This window comes from Rhizobium sp. 01N447_2 (assembly GCF_056399245.1).
Window position 1 is genome coordinate 1 of the sequence record NZ_JBFTQY010000044.1, and the last position, 17676, is coordinate 17676.

17 protein-coding genes and 1 pseudogene are annotated in these 17676 nt (G+C 61.3%); 3 read left to right on the forward strand and 15 right to left on the reverse strand.

The window, feature by feature from the left end:
• Together AC1ECN_RS24780 and tal are read right to left on the reverse strand one after the other, a co-directional pair.
• The coding region (locus tag AC1ECN_RS24780) for a DUF1345 domain-containing protein (protein WP_477954384.1) at window positions 1-546 on the reverse strand (546 nt) is incomplete at its 3' end.
• 93 nt (window positions 547-639) lie between these two features.
• The gene (gene tal / locus AC1ECN_RS24785; RefSeq protein ID WP_024322941.1) at window positions 640-1605 is read right to left on the reverse strand and encodes a transaldolase; all 966 of its coding nucleotides are present in this window, start codon (window positions 1603-1605) and stop codon (window positions 640-642) included.
• Between the two features lie 426 nt (window positions 1606-2031).
• Here tal and AC1ECN_RS24790 point away from each other — a divergent pair, with 426 nt between their 5' ends.
• Window positions 2032-3057: a sugar-binding transcriptional regulator gene (locus AC1ECN_RS24790; RefSeq protein ID WP_130662278.1), complete on the forward strand. Its 1026-nt coding sequence runs from the start codon at window positions 2032-2034 to the stop codon at window positions 3055-3057.
• Window positions 3058-3093: 36 nt separating this feature from the next.
• Here AC1ECN_RS24790 and AC1ECN_RS24795 read toward each other — a convergent pair whose 3' ends face one another.
• On the reverse strand, window positions 3094-3966 hold the full coding sequence (locus AC1ECN_RS24795; protein ID WP_024322943.1) for a methylated-DNA--[protein]-cysteine S-methyltransferase: 873 nt from the start codon (window positions 3964-3966) through the stop codon (window positions 3094-3096).
• Window positions 3967-4045: 79 nt separating this feature from the next.
• Window positions 4046-4543 (reverse strand): DUF2244 domain-containing protein, encoded by a 498-nt coding sequence (locus tag AC1ECN_RS24800; RefSeq protein ID WP_018483659.1) that lies wholly within the window; start codon window positions 4541-4543, stop codon window positions 4046-4048.
• On the opposite strand from AC1ECN_RS24800, the gene nth reads away from it, so the two are divergent.
• On the forward strand, window positions 4542-5348 hold the full coding sequence (gene nth, locus AC1ECN_RS24805) for an endonuclease III (RefSeq protein ID WP_197727419.1): 807 nt from the start codon (window positions 4542-4544) through the stop codon (window positions 5346-5348). The two genes, AC1ECN_RS24800 and nth, sit on opposite strands and share 2 nt — an antisense overlap.
• Here the strand turns inward: nth and AC1ECN_RS24810 are convergent.
• Window positions 5313-5510, reverse strand: a pseudogene (locus tag AC1ECN_RS24810) (TetR/AcrR family transcriptional regulator); the annotation flags it as partial. The gene nth and the pseudogene AC1ECN_RS24810 overlap by 36 nt on opposite strands.
• A 52-nt stretch (window positions 5511-5562) precedes the next feature.
• Window positions 5563-6276: a sulfate transporter family protein gene (locus AC1ECN_RS24815; protein WP_477954386.1), complete on the reverse strand. Its 714-nt coding sequence runs from the start codon at window positions 6274-6276 to the stop codon at window positions 5563-5565.
• Between the two features lie 235 nt (window positions 6277-6511).
• Here AC1ECN_RS24815 and AC1ECN_RS24820 point away from each other — a divergent pair, with 235 nt between their 5' ends.
• The gene (locus AC1ECN_RS24820; protein ID WP_130662281.1) at window positions 6512-7366 is read left to right on the forward strand and encodes a MurR/RpiR family transcriptional regulator; all 855 of its coding nucleotides are present in this window, start codon (window positions 6512-6514) and stop codon (window positions 7364-7366) included.
• Window positions 7367-7419: 53 nt separating this feature from the next.
• Here AC1ECN_RS24820 and AC1ECN_RS24825 read toward each other — a convergent pair whose 3' ends face one another.
• The 9 genes from AC1ECN_RS24825 to AC1ECN_RS24865 all read right to left on the reverse strand — a co-directional run bounded on the left by AC1ECN_RS24825 (window position 7420) and on the right by AC1ECN_RS24865 (window position 17354).
• The gene (locus AC1ECN_RS24825) at window positions 7420-9003 is read right to left on the reverse strand and encodes an FGGY-family carbohydrate kinase (RefSeq protein WP_128404173.1); all 1584 of its coding nucleotides are present in this window, start codon (window positions 9001-9003) and stop codon (window positions 7420-7422) included.
• A complete protein-coding gene (locus AC1ECN_RS24830; protein WP_017967984.1) occupies window positions 9003-9692 on the reverse strand; it encodes an HAD family hydrolase in 690 nt (229 codons plus the stop codon). The genes AC1ECN_RS24825 and AC1ECN_RS24830 overlap by 1 nt, the downstream gene beginning before the upstream one ends.
• 97 nt (window positions 9693-9789) lie before the next feature.
• The gene (locus tag AC1ECN_RS24835) at window positions 9790-11271 is read right to left on the reverse strand and encodes a mannitol dehydrogenase family protein (protein ID WP_477954389.1); all 1482 of its coding nucleotides are present in this window, start codon (window positions 11269-11271) and stop codon (window positions 9790-9792) included.
• A gap of 84 nt (window positions 11272-11355) precedes the next feature.
• Window positions 11356-12354 carry an ABC transporter ATP-binding protein gene (locus AC1ECN_RS24840; RefSeq protein WP_018072684.1) on the reverse strand — a complete coding sequence of 333 codons (999 nt, stop codon included), beginning with the start codon at window positions 12352-12354 and terminating at the stop codon, window positions 11356-11358.
• Window positions 12355-12372: 18 nt separating this feature from the next.
• Window positions 12373-13203 carry a carbohydrate ABC transporter permease gene (locus AC1ECN_RS24845; protein ID WP_018072683.1) on the reverse strand — a complete coding sequence of 277 codons (831 nt, stop codon included), beginning with the start codon at window positions 13201-13203 and terminating at the stop codon, window positions 12373-12375.
• Window position 13204: 1 nt separating this feature from the next.
• A complete protein-coding gene (locus tag AC1ECN_RS24850) occupies window positions 13205-14077 on the reverse strand; it encodes a carbohydrate ABC transporter permease (RefSeq protein WP_018072682.1) in 873 nt (290 codons plus the stop codon).
• Between the two features lie 138 nt (window positions 14078-14215).
• On the reverse strand, window positions 14216-15526 hold the full coding sequence (locus AC1ECN_RS24855; RefSeq protein WP_477954391.1) for an ABC transporter substrate-binding protein: 1311 nt from the start codon (window positions 15524-15526) through the stop codon (window positions 14216-14218).
• A gap of 146 nt (window positions 15527-15672) precedes the next feature.
• Window positions 15673-16626: a sugar-binding transcriptional regulator gene (locus tag AC1ECN_RS24860; protein ID WP_018072680.1), complete on the reverse strand. Its 954-nt coding sequence runs from the start codon at window positions 16624-16626 to the stop codon at window positions 15673-15675.
• 149 nt (window positions 16627-16775) lie between these two features.
• Entirely contained in the window at window positions 16776-17354 is a 579-nt protein-coding gene (locus AC1ECN_RS24865; RefSeq protein ID WP_018072679.1) for an exopolysaccharide biosynthesis protein, read from the reverse strand.
• Window positions 17355-17676: the final 322 nt, after the last annotated feature.

Sequence of the window (17676 nt, forward strand, 5' to 3'; positions counted from 1 at the left end):
CGTCTGCGCAGCAACGCCGATGGTGAAGGAGAAATAGAGGAAATCCCAATAGCCGGGTTCCGTGATCCCGTCAGGAAACTTCAGGCCGCCTTCCTCGTCCGATCCGCCGTAGAAATAGTGGGCATAATGGATGGTGAAGAGCGTATGCAGGAAGATCCAGGAGATCAGGATCGTCAGTACAGCGGCACCTGCCCGCAAGAGCGCGATGTCGGGCGCCTCCTCCTTGATCGAATGCAGCTCGAGGCCGATGCCGGCGATGCTGGCAAGGGCGGTGCCGATCGAGAGAGCCAGCAGGACGGTGTCGGAGAAATCGAGATCCTCGGAGCGCTTCCTGATGCTTTCGACCGTCGCCCGCAGCATCTTGCGCCAGCTGAGTGCGACAAAAACGCCGGCGCTGACATTCCAGCCGAACAGGATGTTGCCGGCGTTCGCCTCGCGCGAGGTCACAGCCAAGAAGACCGCCAGCCCGGCAAGGACGGCGATGATGAAGCTCGCATGCTTGTAGGCAAATGCCACCAGCGAATTTGCTCGTTCCTCATCCGCCATATCAGTCTCCGACAGCATATGCCCTTGATAACAGTACGAAAAAGGCGCGCCTGCCAGCCGGCAGCCGCGCCTTCGATTGCATGCCGTGCCTTATCAGGCAGCGGCGAGCTGCAGTTCCTTCTGCACCATGGTGCGCAACGTTCCCAGATCCTTGGCGAAGGCGCGGATGCCTTCGGCGAGCTTTTCCGTCGCCATGGCGTCTTCGTTCATCATCCAGCGGAAGGTCTTCTCGTCGACCGAGACCTTCGGGTCCGGCTTGCGGCTGTCCGGCGAGAGCTTGCGCTCCAGCTTGCCTTCGTCCTTGGCCAGTTCGTCGAGCAGATTCGGGCTGATGGTCAGGCGGTCGCAGCCGGCAAGGGCTTCGATTTCGCCGGCGCTGCGGAACGAGGCGCCCATGACGATCGTCTTGATGTCGTTCGTCTTGTAGTAGTTGTAGATTTCACGGACGGAGATAACGCCCGGATCTTCCTCGGCCGTGTAGTCCTTGCCGGTCGACTTCTTGTACCAGTCGAGGATGCGGCCGACGAAGGGCGAGATCAGGAACACCTTGGCGTCGGCGCAGGCGATCGCCTGGGCCTTGCTGAAGAGAAGCGTCAGGTTGCAGTCGATGCCTTCCTTCTGCAGCACTTCAGCGGCACGGATGCCTTCCCAGGTGGAAGCGAGCTTGATGAGGATGCGGTCCTGGCCGATGCCGCGATCCTTGTAGGCGGCGATGATTGCGCGCGCCTTGGCAAGCGAAGCCTCGGTATCGAAGGAAAGATCGGCGTCGACTTCGGTCGAGACGCGGCCTGGGACGAGCTTCACCAGGGCTGCACCGACGGAGATGGCGAGACGATCGGCGACGGCAGAAGAAACGGCTTCCGGATTACCGCCCTGCTTCTTGCCCCAGGCGACGGCTTCCTTGATGGCGTCGGCGAACATCGGCGTGCCAAGAGCCTTGAGCACGATGCTCGGATTCGTCGTGCAATCCACAGGCTTCAGGCGGGCGACGGCCTCGATGTCGCCGGTGTCGGCGACCACGGTGGTAATCTCGCGGAGTTGGTCAAGCTTGGATGTCATGGTCAATAATCCTTGTTGAACTTGGGCTGCGACCGGCGCGCGTTCCGCCGGGCAAAGGTGATCTACCGACAGGTTGTTTGCATACTGCAGACGAAAATGCGCGCATCCGTCACGGATGATTCATAAACGTGAAGGACAGTGGCCATGTTCCGGCCGTGAACCAACGGCTGCTCGGACGCAAGCGATGCCGCTTGCGGCTGGAAGGCCGGTCGTGACTTTCGGCATGCCCGCACTATGTCCTCCTCGGACGGACAAGAACGACGTGTATCACCTGGACTATCGCCATTCGGCTAACGAAAAGTCAAGGACATTTGTGCATTTCAATTGACATAAGTGTCACACCCGTCATTATCCCCGGCAACAAAAGCGTCGCTAAGGCCTTTCATCCCATGAGGGATCTAGGGCGGGAAATCGTGCGGAGGAGATGTGGTCAAGCTCAAACGCGGCACGCACACGGCCTATTCCGAGGCATCCTCGCTGCGGCTAAGGGCGGCATGGCTCTATTACAACGAGGGTCTGACCCAGAAGGACGTCGCCGAACAGCTCGGCATCAGCCGCACCACCGTCATCCGCCTGCTCGACGAGGCGATGAAACGCAGCGAAGTCCAGATCTGGATCAACGATTCGATCGGCGACTGCGTTGAACTTTCGGTGAAGCTGGAGCGTGCCTATGGCCTGGACGAGGCGATCGTCGTCCCTGCACCGGTCAATGGCGACGTCAACTCGCTGGCTAAAAATGTCGGCTTGGCGCTTGGCCAGTTCCTGTCAGAAGCGATCCCGGACGATTACACCATCGGCGTCGGCTGGGGCCGCACCATGACTGCCTCGCTGTCGAGCTTCCGGCCGCCACGCCGCGCCAATTGCAAGGTCGTCTCGCTGCTCGGCGGCATCGTCGCCGTGCATCAGACGAACCCGATCGATTACACATGGCGGCTGGCAAACCAGCTTGGCGCCGAATGCTACATGTTCCTGGCACCGCTTCTCGTCGATTCCATCGAGACCAAACGCAATCTGATCGAGAAATGCGGGCTGGACACGATTTATCGTCTCGCCGAGAACCTCGATCTGGCGATTGTCAGCTGCGGCGATATCGGCCCGCATTCGACCTCGCTATCGGAAGGCTGGATATCGAAGGGAGAGTTGCAGGAGCTGATCGATGCCGGCTGCGTCTGCGACACCATGTTCAACTTCCTCGACAGGGACGGCAATTCGGTCGACCATTCGATCAATCGGCGCGTGATGTCCGTCGATCTCGACACGCTGAAGGAGGCAAAGCATATCGTGCTCTCCTCCGGCGGCGCCCATCGGGCTGTAGCAATCCGTGCGACGATCAAGCGCATCGGCTGCAACACGCTGATCACCGACGAAAGTGCTGCCCGGGCGTTACTGGAACTGGCCGAGACATCACCGTCTGCCACTTCTCCCCAGCAGGGAGAAGGGGCAGAGCGATGAGCGGCGACGACTCCGCCCTCCGCCCGCGAACCCCACTCAGGCGTGCGCCGATTCCCAGCCGAGCATCGCCCGCTTGCGGGTGAGGCCCCAATGGTAGCCCGTCAGCGCGCCATTCTTGCCGAGCGCCCGATGGCAAGGCACCACGAAGGAGATCGGGTTTGCCCCGACCGCCGCACCCACGGCGCGCTGCGCCGTCGGCCGGCCGATATCGTTGGCGATATCGGAATAGGTGACGGCCTTGCCGAACGGGATTTTCAGCAGACTTTCCCAGACGCTCACCTGAAAATCCGTGCCGATCAACACGACACGCAGCGGCTGGTCCGAGGACCATTTGCCGGGCTCGAAGATGCGGGCGGCATAGGGAACCGTCGCCTGCAGGTCTTCGACATAACAGGCGTTCGGCCAGCGGCAGGTCATATCCTCGAGGCAGGCCCTCTCGTCGCCGGAATCGCTGAAGGCAAGGCCGGCAAGGCCGCGGTCGGTCACCATGATCAGCGCCACGCCGAAGGGGCAGATGTGGAAGCCGTAGCGAATGGTGAGACCACCGCCCTTGGCCTTCCATTCGCCGGGTGACATCGCCTCATGCGTGACGAAAAGGTCATGCAGGCGGCTCGGCCCGGAGAGGCCGACCTCGATCGAGGTCTCGAGCAGCGGCATGTCTTCCTTGCGCAGCAGTCGCTTGGCGTGGTCGAGCGTCACCGCTTGCAGGAAGCCCTTGGGCGACAGGCCGGCCCAGCGGGTGAATGTCTTCTGCAGCTGGGTCGGCGACTGGTTGAGCCGCGCAGCGATCGCTTCCAGCGAAGGCTGGTCACGGTAATCTTCGGTGATGAGTTCGATTACCCGACGGACAATGTCATAATCAGGACCGTCAGGCGTGATATCTGTCTGCAGGTTGGCAATCATATTCATCGTCTTTCTCCTTGTAACAAGGAGATAGTCAATAGGGGGTGAGCAAACCACCCGATTCTTGCGCATCCGCCGGATAGGTTCAGATCCGCTGCTTGACCGTCGCCAGTGCTCCCTTGAAGGCTTTGGCGAAGCTTTCGCGATCGTCGGGATTGAGGAAGGAGCCGATATCCGTACGCCGGCCCTCGCCGAAGATATGCATGGAAAGGATGCCGATCTCCTGGTGCCGGCGAACGAGGAAGCGCGCCCAGAACGGATTGAAATGATGCTCCACCATCCGTCCCGATGGCGCAAACTTGCGCACCGACACATCAGTGCGCGACACCGTCACCTGTTCGCGCGCTTTCCCGGAGCGGTAATTCAACCAGAAGGCGCCGTAGAGAAGCACGAAATCCAGTCCGAAGAAGAAGCCGATCGGCCAGGCGCCCGTCGCGATGAAGAACATGCCGTAAAGCAAGCAGACGGCACCGGACAGGGCAAGCAGCACCTTGAAGCCCCGGCGGCCGAGCGACCGGTGGGGAAAGAGCTCGGCGGCGAAAACAGGCTGCTCATTGAAGCTGTCGGCGTTGCTTTCCATCATGGCCGTTGAGTATAGAGTCTCCATGGCGAATCCGAAACTCAAATCCGTTACCAAGACGCCGCAGGGCTCGAATCTGACTGCCCGCCGCAAACCGGCGGCGGCGGTGAACACGGCCTATTCCCTGGCCGAGCGCGAGGAGATCTTCCGCCGCTTCTCGGTGCAGCGGCCGGAACCGAGGGGCGAGCTCGAGCACACCAACCCCTTCACGCTCGTCGTCGCCGTCGCGCTTTCGGCGCAAGCGACCGATGTTGGCGTCAACAAGGCGACGCGCGCGCTCTTCAAGGTTGCCGATACGCCGGAAAAGATGCTCGATCTCGGCGAGGAGCGGCTGCGCGATTACATCAGAACGATCGGTCTCTACCGCAACAAGGCGAAAAACGTCATCGCGCTATCGCAGATGCTGGTCGACCAATTCGGCGGCAAGGTGCCGGAGACACGCGACGAACTGGTGAGATTGCCGGGTGTCGGCCGCAAGACCGCCAATGTCGTGCTTTCCATGGCCTTCGGCCAGGCGACGATGGCCGTCGATACGCACATCTCCCGCATCGCCAATCGCATCAGGCTTGCCCCCGGCAAGACACCCGACGAGGTCGAGGCGCGGCTGATGAAGGTGATCCCGAGCCATTACCTCTATCACGCCCATCACTGGCTGATCCTGCATGGCCGCTACACCTGCAAGGCGCGCCGGCCCGAATGCGAGCGTTGCGTCATTGCCGATCTCTGCAAATCGCCGGAGAAGAGCTGGGATGTGCCGGCACCGCTCGTCGAGCTACCGCCGCAGGTGATCGGTGAGGCCGTCGAGTAAAATAGCGATCGCCTCTTCGTAATACCGCCTTTCGGCGCCCGCCTCGATCGCGATCGCCGCGCGATCGAAGGCCGCCGACAGCAGCGACGTCAGCGGTTCGAGCATAGCGCCGGCCTCCGGAAGCATCGCTGCAAGCCCTGCCCGCAGCGTCGCTTCCCCGCCGAGCGCTGAATTTGCGGCGATGTACGACGTCTCCGCCCTGCCCCGTTGAGCCTCAGGCGCGCAAACCGGGATCCTTGGCGGAAACCAGCTTGTGCAGATGGACCATCATGCCGGCGGCAAAAAGCGGCGTCAGAAGATTGACGATCGGGATCGCCAGAAAGAGGGCGATCACCAGCCCGCCGAGAAAGACCGTGGAGGCATGCTTGGTGCGGAAGAGCCGTGCCTCATCAGGCGAACGGGAGCGCATAGCGGCGAATTCGAAGAATTCCCRTCCGAGCAGATAGCCGTTCACCAGAAAGAACGCGACCAGATTGACGCCGGGGATAAACAGCAACAACAATGCCACGATATTGCCGAGGATCACCACGCCGAGGAACTTGATCGAGCTTGCCATCGCCGGACCGAGCGGCATGGCGGTGCCCGGCGCGTCCTTGGGATAGTCGCGCCTTTCGATGACATCGGCGACATCGTCGAGAAACAGGCCGGCGATCAGCGCCGTGACCGGCGACAGCAGCAGCGCCAGCATCAACGCAAGGCCGATACCGGCCAGGATCGCGAAGAGGAAAGCGAGCCACCCTGCCCAATCCGGCATATCGGGAAAGAAACCCGTGAGCCAGGGAAAGAGGAAGGCCATGAAGGCCCCGCGCAGCGCGAACCAGAGGCCGACGAGCACGAGAATCGTCAGGCCGAGCACTTTCCAGAAGACAGAACGTGTTTCCGATGCGAACAAATTGGCGAGCGAAAGGCGAGCGGCGTCAAGAATCATGTCTCAGGCGTCTCCGGTTGCGCCGAAGATGTAGGAAAGATGGAGGCCACCGACAAGAGAGAATAAAATTGCATGCAGTAATAGAAAACTTGTCGAAAACTAAATACTAATATAATATTGTGACGCATATAAAATACACACGGGCCTGAGAAGCAGCTTCCGAAATAGTTGCAAAGACAAGGGGTCGCAACAGCGCATCCACGGAACGCCTCTGAGGGAAGACGGGGAGGCTGACGTGGAAGACTTTGTGCAAAAACTCAGGCAATACGCAAAAACCGGCACACCGGCCGAACGCCGTATCGCGAAATATTTCACCGAACACCTGAACGACCTGCCGTTCGAGACGGCTGCGTCGGTTGCCGACAGGCTGGATCTCTCGCCGATGACCGTCGGGCGCTTCCTGCGCTCGCTCGGTTATCAGGGATTGGACAGCGTCAAGGTGGAGATTCGCGAGACCGTGACGACATCGCCGGCGCAATTGCAGAGCGCTATGAGCGAGCTGCATGCCGACGCTGCGGACGGCAAACCGCTCGCCGTGCTGGTTGCCGAACAGATTCAGGCCCTCCATCATATCTATCATCTGACGGCGCAGCCGCACTGGTCGGAAGCCGTCGGCTTGATCAGCACTGCCCGCGAAGTGTCGATCGCCACGCATGCGCGGCTCTCAAGCCTGGCCAATCATTTCTGTCAGCGGCTGACGCAAGCCCGCGACGGCGTTCGCACGCTCGACGCTGCCGACAACCGTTTTGCGGAACTCTTCGCCCGGCTGGCGGTCGACGACGCGCTGCTTGTCATCATCGATTGCCGCCGCTTCGCCAAGGCGCGGCTGCTTGCCAGAACGGCGCGGCGCTACGGCTATAAGGTCGTGCTCATTTCGCCGCAGCAAGCGGACTGGATGGCGGACCAGTCGAACGTCATGCTGCCCTTGCCGCCCGCTCGCGCCCCCGATCTCGACAATCTTCCGCCGCTGATCGCGCTGCTCGATTGCCTGTCTGAATCCGTCATCCTCCAAGTCGGAGAGGAGGCCGCACTTCGCCGCCGCCGCATGATGGAATTCGCAACCGTCCTCGGCGAGACGGCAAACCACTAATTTGAAAGGTTATGCGCAGATTCAATGTGATGGAGCGTCCTTAGAGCGGCGCTCTATTGCATCGTTTCCAATTCGGCGCGGTGCCGGTGCATAGCGAGAAGACGGCGGTAGTCGCGGTCGTAAAGCGCCTGCTTGGCCTTGTCGGGAAGCCGTTCGTCGCCGCCCGGATACATCGCCTCGCCGGCCGCCGCCAGATCCTTGTACAAGCCGCACGCGACGGATGCTGCGATTGCCGTGCCGAGCAGCACCGCCTCGTTCATCTTCGGCACCACGACCTTGCAGCCGGTCGCATCGCTATAAAGCTCCATCAGCACCGGGTTCTTCACATGCCCGCCGGCAATATGCAGCGTATCGGGCATGTAACCGTATTCCTTCATCATTTCCAGGATATGGCGGATGCCAAGCGCAATCCCCACCGCAGAGCGCCAATAGAGCGCGCAGAGCCCGTCGAAGGACGTATCGAGTGTCAGCCCGCTGACGACGCCGACGGCGTGCGGATCGGCGAGCGGCGAACGGTTGCCATGGAAATCCGGCAGCACGAAGATCCGCGCACCGAAGTCATCGCCCTCCTCGGCCCGCAATTCGGCGATGCGCGCGACGATCTTCTGATGCAGCGCTGCCGTCGGCTCGCCACCGGCCGCATGCATGCGCACGATGTGGTCGAGCAACGCGCCGGTCGCCGATTGCCCGGCCTCCACCAGCCAGGACTGCGGGAAGACAGCCTCGTAATAGGGACCCCACATGCCATGGCTCGGCTTGCGTTCCCGCGAGAAGGTAACGATGCAGCTCGACGTGCCGGCAATCAGCGCCAGCTGGTGCTCGCGTTTGACAGGATCGGCGGCGTAGCCGCCGAGCGCGCCGAGTGCGCCGGCATAGGCGTCGATCATCCCGGCGGCGACATGGCAGTCCGTCGTCAGCCCCAGCGCTTCCGCCGCTTCCTGCGTCAGCCGGCCGACGCTGTCTCCGACAGGCGTGGTCTCATCCGGCAGATGGCCGCGCGCCTGAAGGTCCTCGAGGCCGATCCGTTCCAGGAAATCCTGCTGCCAGCCCTTTTCGAGATGGGCGAGATAGTTCCATTTCGCCGTCAGCGTGCAGCGCGAACGGGCGGGCGATCCGGTCGATTTCCACGTCATGAAATCGGCGAGATCGAAGAAATAGCCAGCCTTTTCCCATGTGGCGGGCAGCTTCTTCTTCAGCCACATCAGCTTCGGCATCTCCATTTCCGGCGACATCACGTGGCCGGAGTGTTCGAGCACCCTGTGCTGCGTCGCCGTGCAAAAATCGGCTTCCTTCAGCGCCCGATGATCGAGCCAGACGATCGTGTCGAAACGCCTCTCCCCGCCTGTGGAAACGCTGAGCTGCCGGCCCTCGACGTCACGGACGACGAGCGAACAGGTGGCATCGAAGCCGATCGCTCCGACCGAGGCGGCGGCGATACCGGATTGCTCCATCGCCCTGCGCACTGCCATGCAGGCGGCCGACCAGATATCTTCGGAATCGTGCTCGGCATGGTTTTCGCGCGGCCGGTTCATCACGATCGGATGCTCGGCCTTGGCGAGCAGGCGACCGTGTGCGTCGAAGACGCCGGCGCGCGCACTGCCCGTGCCGATATCCACCGCAACCACATGATCACGCATCAAGTCTTGGTCCCGTCCAGCTTATGGTTGCGGACAAGGTGTATCAAATCCGGCATGGCGTCAAACACCACTTCCGGCGAAAGGCGGTCGAGTTCGGCACGGTATCCGGCGAAGTTGGCGTGTGATCCGCCGGTGAAGGCGAAGACCGTCATGCCTGCCGCCTTGGCCGCGGCAACGCCGGCCGGGCTGTCTTCAACGACAAGGCAATGAGCCGGCTCGACCTGCATTTCACGCGCCGCATGCAGGAAGAGATCGGGCGCCGGTTTGCCGCGCTTGACCATCGTCGCACTGAAGATGTCGGGCAGCTTGTCGAGAAGTCCGGTCACCGACAGCGACAGCCGGATTCGCTCCATCTGGCTGGACGAGGCAACGCAACAGGGAACGCCAAGCCCGTCAATCGCCGCGGCGATACCCTCGATCGGCTTCAGTTCTGTGCGAAAACGAGCGTAGAGATCGGTGCGGATACGCTCGAGGAATTCCTCGCCGGCATGAACGTTGAATTCGGTTTCCAGCGTATCGATGAGAGTAGACAGGCTGCGGCCGAGAAAACGCTCATAAGCCTGGTCCTCGGTGATCGAGACGCCGAGATCGTTCATCGCCCCGACGAGCACGCTGATCGAGATCGGCTCGCTGTCAACGAGTACGCCATCGCAATCGAAGATGACCAGCCGTGTTTCCGCATCAGCCATGGAAGACCCAACCTGAGTTCAATTCGGACGTGTTACCGTCCCGCGGCGCTCGCAAGGCCGGATGAATGGCGGCAGCAGATACCGCCATCCGGATTCCTTACACTGCGAGCTTGCCGTCGAGATAGAGCTGCAGCGTCTCCCGCGTGCCCTTTTCCCACAGGGTTTTGAGAGCATGGGCGAAACGCTTGCGAAAAAGTTCCGATTTCGCCACTTCGCCGAAAATATCGTCGAAGACGAGAAAGGCCGACGGGTCGTCCTTGGCTTTCAGCGCCGCCGCATGCAGGCGCTCTGCGCTCGCGTCGTTGAAGACGATATCCTTGCCGCTGTCGGTCTTGCCGGCGAAATAGCGGCACCAGAGTGCTGAAACCAGCGCCAGGCCAACGACGTCCCTGCCCTGACGCAGATTGTCGAGCGTCGACGGCAGGATGAATTTCGGCTGGCGGTTGGAGCCGTCTTGCGCCAGCCGCGGAATAGTGTCGGCAATCTTCGGATTGAGCAGGCGATGTTCGATCAGGGCGAAATAGTCCGCCAGCGACGTGTTCGGCACCGGCGGCACGATCGGGATGATCTCGTCTTTCTCGAGCTTGGCAAGGAAGGCGCGGATCAGCGGGTCTTCCATGGAATCATGAACGAAATGAATGTCCATCAACGCCGCCGGATAGGCGATCGCGGCATGCCCACCGTTGAGGATGCGGATCTTCATGTGCTCGTAGGGCGTGACATCGGGCACGAAGGTGACGCCGACCTTTTCCAGCGCCGGCCGGCCGGCGGTGAACTTATCCTCGAGCACCCATTGCTTGAATTCCTCGCAATAGACCGGCCAACTGTCCTCGATCTGGAAATTGTCCCGGAGGAAATCGACCTCGCGCTGGCTGGTCGCCGGCGTGATGCGGTCGACCATGCCGTTCGGGAAGGCGACATTCGCTCGGATCCAGTCGGCAAAGGCAGGGTCCGAAAGTGCGGCCGTGCCGACGACGGCATTGGCGGTGACGACTCCATTATGGGGAATGTTGTCGCAGGACATGACGGTGRAGGGACCGATGCCCTTGTCCTTGCGCGCTTTYAGGCCGGCGACGATCAGGCCGAACACTGTCTTCGGCGCGTTGGGATTTTGTCCGTCGGCGGCGATCGCCGGATGGGTCGGATTGAATGTGCCTGATGCGTCGATGAAATAGCCGCCCTCGGTGATCGTCATCGAGACGATGCGGATCTCGGGATCGGCAAGCTTGGCGATGATCGCAGTGGCATCGCCGACCGGCAGGATGTCGATCATCGGTGCCGTGACGCGCGCCGCCGTCTTGTTGTTGTCCTGTTCGACCACCGTCGTCAGGAAATCCTGCGCCGCAAGCTTTTCGCGCATGGCGGCATCCGACGGCAACACACCGGCGCCGACGATTGCCCAGTCGTGATCCGTGCCGGCGTTGAAGAGATCGTCGAGATAGATCGCCTGGTGGGCACGGTGGAAATTGCCGACGCCGAAGTGCACGATGCCGGCTTTCAGCGATGCCCTGTCATATCCAGGGATGGCGGCAGTGCGCGCCACATCCGAAAGCGTTGCCAGCGATAATTTGCACGTCATGTTTCAGTCCTCTTGAAGGTCTTGCCGAGACGGCCAGGCGCCATCGTCCGGCTCGCATGCCTGCCCCCAGCCCGGCGGYCCGCTTCAGATGGCAAGGCCGCCCTCGTTGAATTTGTGAATACGCGAACGGTCCGGCGTCAGGAAGACCGTGTCGCCCGCTTTCGCCGGGAAGTCGCCGCTGCCGCGCGCCGTCAACATGCCGATGCCCTCGGCGTCGATATGCAGGAAGGTGTCGGAGCCGAGATGTTCGGCGACCACGACCCTGCCCTTCCAGTCGCCGCTCTCCATCGACAACAGCACATGTTCGGGCCGGACGCCGATGGTATGTGCGTTCAGCGCGGCGGCGTGCTGGCCTGTGATGAAGTTCATCTTGGGCGATCCGATGAAGCCGGCGACGAAGAGGTTGCGGGGGCGGCTGTAGAGTTCGAGCGGCGAGCCGACCTGCTCGATATTGCCCCTGTTCAGGACGACGATCTTGTCGGCCATGGTCATCGCCTCGACCTGGTCGTGGGTGACGTAGACCATCGTCGTCTTCAGCTGCTGATGCAGCTCGCTGATTTCGAGGCGCATGTTGACGCGGAGTGCCGCATCGAGGTTCGACAGCGGTTCGTCGAACAGGAAGGCCGAAGGCTGACGCACGATGGCGCGGCCGATCGCCACGCGCTGGCGCTGGCCGCCGGACAGCTGTCGCGGCTTGCGTTCGAGATAGTCGGTGAGGTTCAGCACCCGGGCCGCATCAGTCACTTTGCGGTCGATCTCCGCCTTGTCGACGCCCGCCATCTTCAGCGGGAAGGCGATATTGTTGCGCACGCTCATATGCGGATAGAGCGCATAGGACTGGAACACCATGGCAAGGCCGCGCTCCGAGGGCGCCTTTTCGGTGGCGTCCCTGCCGTCGATGACGATCTTGCCGCCGGAGACATCCTCGAGCCCGGCGATCAGCCGCAGCAGCGTGGACTTACCGCAGCCCGACGGGCCGACGAAGACGACGAACTCGCCGTCCTTGATGTCGAGATCGATCGAAGGGATGACCTTGGCTTCGCCGAAGACCTTGGAAACCTTCTGAAGGGTAATGCTGCCCATGTTTCTCTCCCTTTTATGTTATTTCACAGCGCCGAAGGTCAGGCCGCGGACGAGTTGTTTCTGGCTGAACCAGCCAAGGATCAGGATCGGCGCGATCGCCATCGTCGATGCCGCCGAGAGCTTGGCGTAAAACAGGCCCTCGGGGCTGGAATAGGAAGCGATGAAGGCCGTCAGCGGCGCCGCCTTCGAGGCGGTGAGGTTGAGCGTCCAGAACGCCTCGTTCCAGGCAAGGATGATGTTCAAAAGCAGCGTTGAGGCAATGCCGGGCACCGCCATCGGCGTCAGCACGTAGACGATCTCCTTCATCAGCGACGCCCCATCCATGCGCGCCGCTTCGAGGATCTCGCCGGGGATCTCCTTGAAGTAGGTATAGAGCATCCAGACGATGATCGGCAGGTTGATCAGCGTCAGCACGATCACCAAGCCGGTGCGCGTGTCAAGCAGGCCAGAATTACGAAACAGCAGGTAGATCGGGATCAATGCACCGACCGGTGGCATCATCTTGGTCGACAGCATCCACATCAGCACGTCCTTGGTCCGCTTGGTCGGCGAAAACGCCATCGCCCAGGCGGCCGGAATGGCGATGATCAGGCCGATCAGCGTCGAGCCGAAGGAGATGATCACCGAGTTCATGAAGTGGCTGAGATAGTTCGACCGGCTCTGCACCTCCGCATAGTTTTCCGTCGTCCAGTGGAAGAACAGGAATTGCGGCGGCGAGGCGATGGCGTCGGCTTCCGACTTGAAGCTGGTCAGGAACGTCCAGAGAATCGGGAAGAAGATCAGGATGCCGAGCGTCCAGGCGATCGCGGTGACGATGAGCTTGCGCTGCGTTGTGACTTTTCTGGCCATCTCAAGCCTCCAGATTCTTGCCGACGAGGCGCACGAGGAAGATCGCGACGATATTGGCGAGGATAACAGCCACAATACCGCCGGCCGATGCCCCGCCGATATCGAACTGCAGCAGCGCCTGGGCATAGACGAGATAGGTAAGGTTGGTGCTGTCGGTGCCCGGCCCGCCATTGGTGGTGACGAGGATTTCGGCAAAGACCGAAAGCAGGAAGATCGTCTGGATCAGGATCACCACGGTGATGGCACGCGCCATGTGTGGCAGGATGATGTAGATGAACTTCGAGATCGGACCGGCGCCGTCCATTTCGGAGGCTTCCTTCTGCTCCTCGTCGAGCGACTGCAGCGCGGTCAGCATAATGAGGGTGGCAAAGGGCAGCCACTGCCAGGCGACGATCAGAATGACGGAAAACAGCGGCGCATTCGCCAGCCAGTCGATCGGCTGCAAGCCGAGCGCCTTGGCAAGATGCGCAAACAGGCCGTTGACCGGGTTCATGAACATGTTCTTCCAGACGAGTGCTGCCACCGTCGGCATGACGAAGAACGGCGCAATCACCAGGATGCGCACGATGCCCTGGCCGTACATCGGCTGGTCGAGCAGCAGCGCAAAGGCGATGCCGCCGATGACGGTGATCAATAGAACGCCGGCGACGAGCAGCAGCGTATTGATCAGCGCGGCGATGAAGGCCGGATCGGACAGGAAATATTCGTAGTTCAAGAAACCGACGAAGTTTTCCATGCCGGGGCTGAGCAGATTGTAGTTCAGCAGCGAGAAATAGATCGTCATCACAAGCGGGACGATCATCCATGCAAAGAGCAGCAGCACGGAGGGCGCGATCATCAGGCGCGCGGCGGAGCGGGTATGTAAGGTTGCCATGGCAATCACCGATCTGGACTGAAGCGGGGAGCGGCCGCAAGGCAGCTTTGTCTGAAAAAAGAGGCCGCCGATGCAGTTCGGGCAATCGGCGGCCCAGAGGGGCGGATTGTCAAGGATCCGCCTCTTGCTCAGGAGGTTTTATTTAATGTAGCCGGCCTTGGTCATTTCGCGGGTTGCCAGCTGCTGTGCGGCCTGCAGGGCCTGGTCGACCGAAAGCTGGCCGGCAAGAGCTGCGGAGAACTGCTGGCCCACTGCCGTGCCGATGCCCTGGAATTCCGGGATCGCCACGAACTGGACGCCGACATACGGTACCGGCTTGACGGTCGGCTTGCTCGGATCGGCCGAGTTGATCGAGTCGATCGTCGTCTTGGCGAAGGGAGCCGCCTTCTGGTAATCCGCATTCGCATAGAGCGAGCTGCGGGTGCCTGGAGGTGCATTCAGCCAGCCTTCCTTCTCGGCAACGAGGTTGGTGTAATCCTTGCTCGTGGCCCAGGCGACGAACTTCTCGGCGGCTTCGGCCTTCTGAGAACCTGCCGGGATGGCAAGGCTCCAGGCCCACAGCCAGTTGCCGCGCTTGCCGAGGCCMTTGTCGGGAGCCAGCGCAAAGCCGACCTTGTCGGCGACGGTCGATTCCTTCGGGTTGCTGACGAAGGATGCAGCAACGGTCGCATCGATCCACATGCCGCACTTGCCGGTCTGGAAGAGCGCCAGGTTCTCGTTGAAGCCGTTGGAGGAAGCGCCCGGAGGACCGGCATCCTTCATCAGCTTGACGTAGAAGTCGAGCGTGTCCTTCCATTCGGGCTGATCGAACTGCGGCTTCCAGCTTTCATCGAACCAGCGGGCGCCGAAGGAGTTGGACATGGCCGTCAGGAAGGCCATGTTCTCGCCCCAGCCGGCCTTGCCGCGCAGGCAGATGCCGTAGACTTCCTTGTCCTTGTTGGTGATCTTGCGGGCAGCGTCGGCAATGAAGTCCCAGGTCGGGGCGTCGGGCATCTTCAGGCCGGCGGCGTCGAACAGGTCCTTGCGGTACATCACCATCGAGCTTTCGCCGTAGAACGGCGCCGCATAGAGCTTGCCGTCCATGGTCAGGCCGCTGCGGATCGCCGGCAGCAGGTCGTCGACGTCGTAATTGGCGCCGAGATTGTCGAGCGGCACCAGCCAGCCCTGCTTTGCCCAGATCGGAACTTCATAAGTGCCGATCGTCAAAACGTCGTACTGGCCGCCCTTGGTCGCGATGTCGGTCGTGACCTTCTGGCGCAGCACATTTTCTTCGAGGGTTACCCATTCAAGGTCGATGCCGGGGTTCTTCGCCTTGAAATCATCCGTCAGCTTCTGCATCCGGATCATGTCGCCGTTGTTCACGGTCGCAATCGTAAGCGTTTCKGCCGAAGCCATACCGGCAAACGCCAGTGCTGAGCAGGCGCCCAGCAGAAAAGTTCTCAATGTCATAATCTTCCTCCCAGAAGATGGGGTGTGAGCATTCGCTTCGCTCATGGGCAATTACTCAATAAACGACGCAGAATGTCAATCGGCAATCGTTGCTGCAGTGCCGAAGGCGATAGTTATCCTATTGATTTAAATATAATATTTTTTGCTCAGTTCTTGAGCAAAAACTCAGCCGTCTCTTCGTCGGTGATCAGAGCGTTGATTTGATGGCCGACAACGGCAGCTCTGATGGCCTTGAATTTGCGCTTGCCCTTGGCCAACCCAATGACCATCGACGCGTCACGGGACGGGATCGGCGCGGACGCGACGCGCTCGTTGATCGGGTTGTCGATCAGCCTGCCATCGACATCGAAAATCCAGCCGCAGATCTCACCGACAGCACCCCCGCGCATCAGCTCCATCATCTCGTCCTTCTCGAGAAAACCGTCGACGCAAAGCGGCCCATCGATGCCGAGCTCGCCGATGCCGACGAAGGTGACATCGGCCTGCGCGCTCATATTAAGCGTCGAGCGCACCAGCTGTTGGCCATGCAGCAACTCCCGCTCCTCCGCCGAGGTGACAAGCACCGGCAGCGGCATCGGATAGTGTCGCGCCTTCACCGCATCGGCCATGCTGAAGATGACGTTGTAATAGGCCGCCGATCCGTCCGGGGCGATATTGCCGGTCAGCGAAACGATGCGGTGATTGGGACATTCGATCGCCGGAAGCTGGTCGACGGCCGCCTTCAGGGTGCGGCCGGTACCGATGGCGAGTACGATCGGCTCCGGCCGTTTCAGCCACCGCTCGATCTCGGCAGCGGCCGCCTCGGCGATACCGACCGTCGTCGACGACGACGCGGGATCGCTCGGCACCACCTCCACATGTTTCAGCCCGAATTTCCGGCGCAGCTGACTGCCGAGCTCCAGGCAGGCGGCGATCGGATGATCGAGCCGCACCTTGATCAGGCGCTCGGCGACCGCCAGCGACACCAGCCGCTGCGCCGATTGCCGCGAGATGCCCATCGCAGCGGCGATTTCGTCCTGCGTGCGCCCGGCGACGTAGTAGAGCCAGCCGGCACGCGCCGCATCATCGAGCCGTGCAGGGGTCTCGGATCTTTTTACCATCTAATGCCTACCGCGCAAAGTGAGCCGGCGTGCCGCCGCCGAACATGATTTGAGTCTGTATCGCGCCAGATCAAAACAAAATTCCGGCAAATGTCGAGCCTGTTGCAAGGAGCCCCGCCAAATAACCGCCATCACTCGGGCAAACCCGCTCAGGCAAACCATTGCACGACGAGATAGATCGCCGCCTTCACGAGACCGTAAATCACCCCGCCGGCGATGACGAGCGACACGGCCGTCATCACGAAGCCGATGAGCGCGAAGAGACCGTCACGGCCCAATATGCCGAAAGCGAAGACCGAGATCGTGATCGCCGGCAGAATGTTGCCGAGCGGGACCGGCAGCAGGAGAACGATCGACAGCAGCAGGCATGCCGCCCCGGCGAGATATTCCGCCGGCGGTTCGGCGAAGATCGCAAGCCGCGGTTTCAGCATGCGTTCGGCCCAGGCGAGCCAGCCGTGGATGCGGCCGACGATGGACTCGAAATCCTCCCGGCGCATCGAACGGTTGGCAATCACCTTCGGTAGCCAGGGTTTCAGCCCGAAGGTCAGTTGCGCTGCCAGGAAGACCAATGGCGCCCCGAGCACGGCCGAGGTTCCGGGCGGAGTGGGAAAGGCGTTCGGAAGCGCGAAGATCAGCATCAACGCGCTGATCGCCCTGTCACCCATCGTGTCGAATAGATCGCCGATCGAGATCCGTTCGCGGCTCTGATCGACGGCCATCTGCCGCAAAATGGATGAGAGGCGGCGGCCTTTGGGACGTGGTCTTCGGATGGTACTGTTTTCTCTCGTATCGATCGTCGTGGGTCCGGCAGTTGATGAAAGTGTAGGGCCGGATTCTGGCGATGCAATATGCCAATTGAATGACTTGCGGGGTTAGAAATTGCAGCTGTAATCGGAGCCGATGGGCTTGGGCTCACCCGATTTCTCCAACGTCTTGCCATGACGGAATGGAAGACGGAAACCCGTCCCGCCTATCCGATCTCCCCACCCGTGGGAGAGGTGTCCGGCAAAACAGAGGGGTGGCAGACGGCACGCCCCTTAAGCCGGCGAC

What these genes read in the sequence shown, in the direction of transcription:
- tal (WP_024322941.1), bottom strand. Translation starts at nt 1,605, where the DNA reads ATGACATCCAAGCTTGACCAACTCCGCGAGATTACCACCGTGGTCGCC.
- AC1ECN_RS24795 (WP_024322943.1), bottom strand. Translation starts at nt 3,966, where the DNA reads ATGAATATGATTGCCAACCTGCAGACAGATATCACGCCTGACGGTCCT.
- nth (WP_197727419.1), top strand. Translation starts at nt 4,542, where the DNA reads ATGGCCGTTGAGTATAGAGTCTCCATGGCGAATCCGAAACTCAAATCC.
- AC1ECN_RS24800 (WP_018483659.1), bottom strand. Translation starts at nt 4,543, where the DNA reads ATGATGGAAAGCAACGCCGACAGCTTCAATGAGCAGCCTGTTTTCGCC.
- AC1ECN_RS24825 (WP_128404173.1), bottom strand. Translation starts at nt 9,003, where the DNA reads ATGCGTGATCATGTGGTTGCGGTGGATATCGGCACGGGCAGTGCGCGC.
- AC1ECN_RS24830 (WP_017967984.1), bottom strand. Translation starts at nt 9,692, where the DNA reads ATGGCTGATGCGGAAACACGGCTGGTCATCTTCGATTGCGATGGCGTA.
- AC1ECN_RS24840 (WP_018072684.1), bottom strand. Translation starts at nt 12,354, where the DNA reads ATGGGCAGCATTACCCTTCAGAAGGTTTCCAAGGTCTTCGGCGAAGCC.
- AC1ECN_RS24845 (WP_018072683.1), bottom strand. Translation starts at nt 13,203, where the DNA reads ATGGCCAGAAAAGTCACAACGCAGCGCAAGCTCATCGTCACCGCGATC.
- AC1ECN_RS24850 (WP_018072682.1), bottom strand. Translation starts at nt 14,077, where the DNA reads ATGGCAACCTTACATACCCGCTCCGCCGCGCGCCTGATGATCGCGCCC.
- AC1ECN_RS24860 (WP_018072680.1), bottom strand. Translation starts at nt 16,626, where the DNA reads ATGGTAAAAAGATCCGAGACCCCTGCACGGCTCGATGATGCGGCGCGT.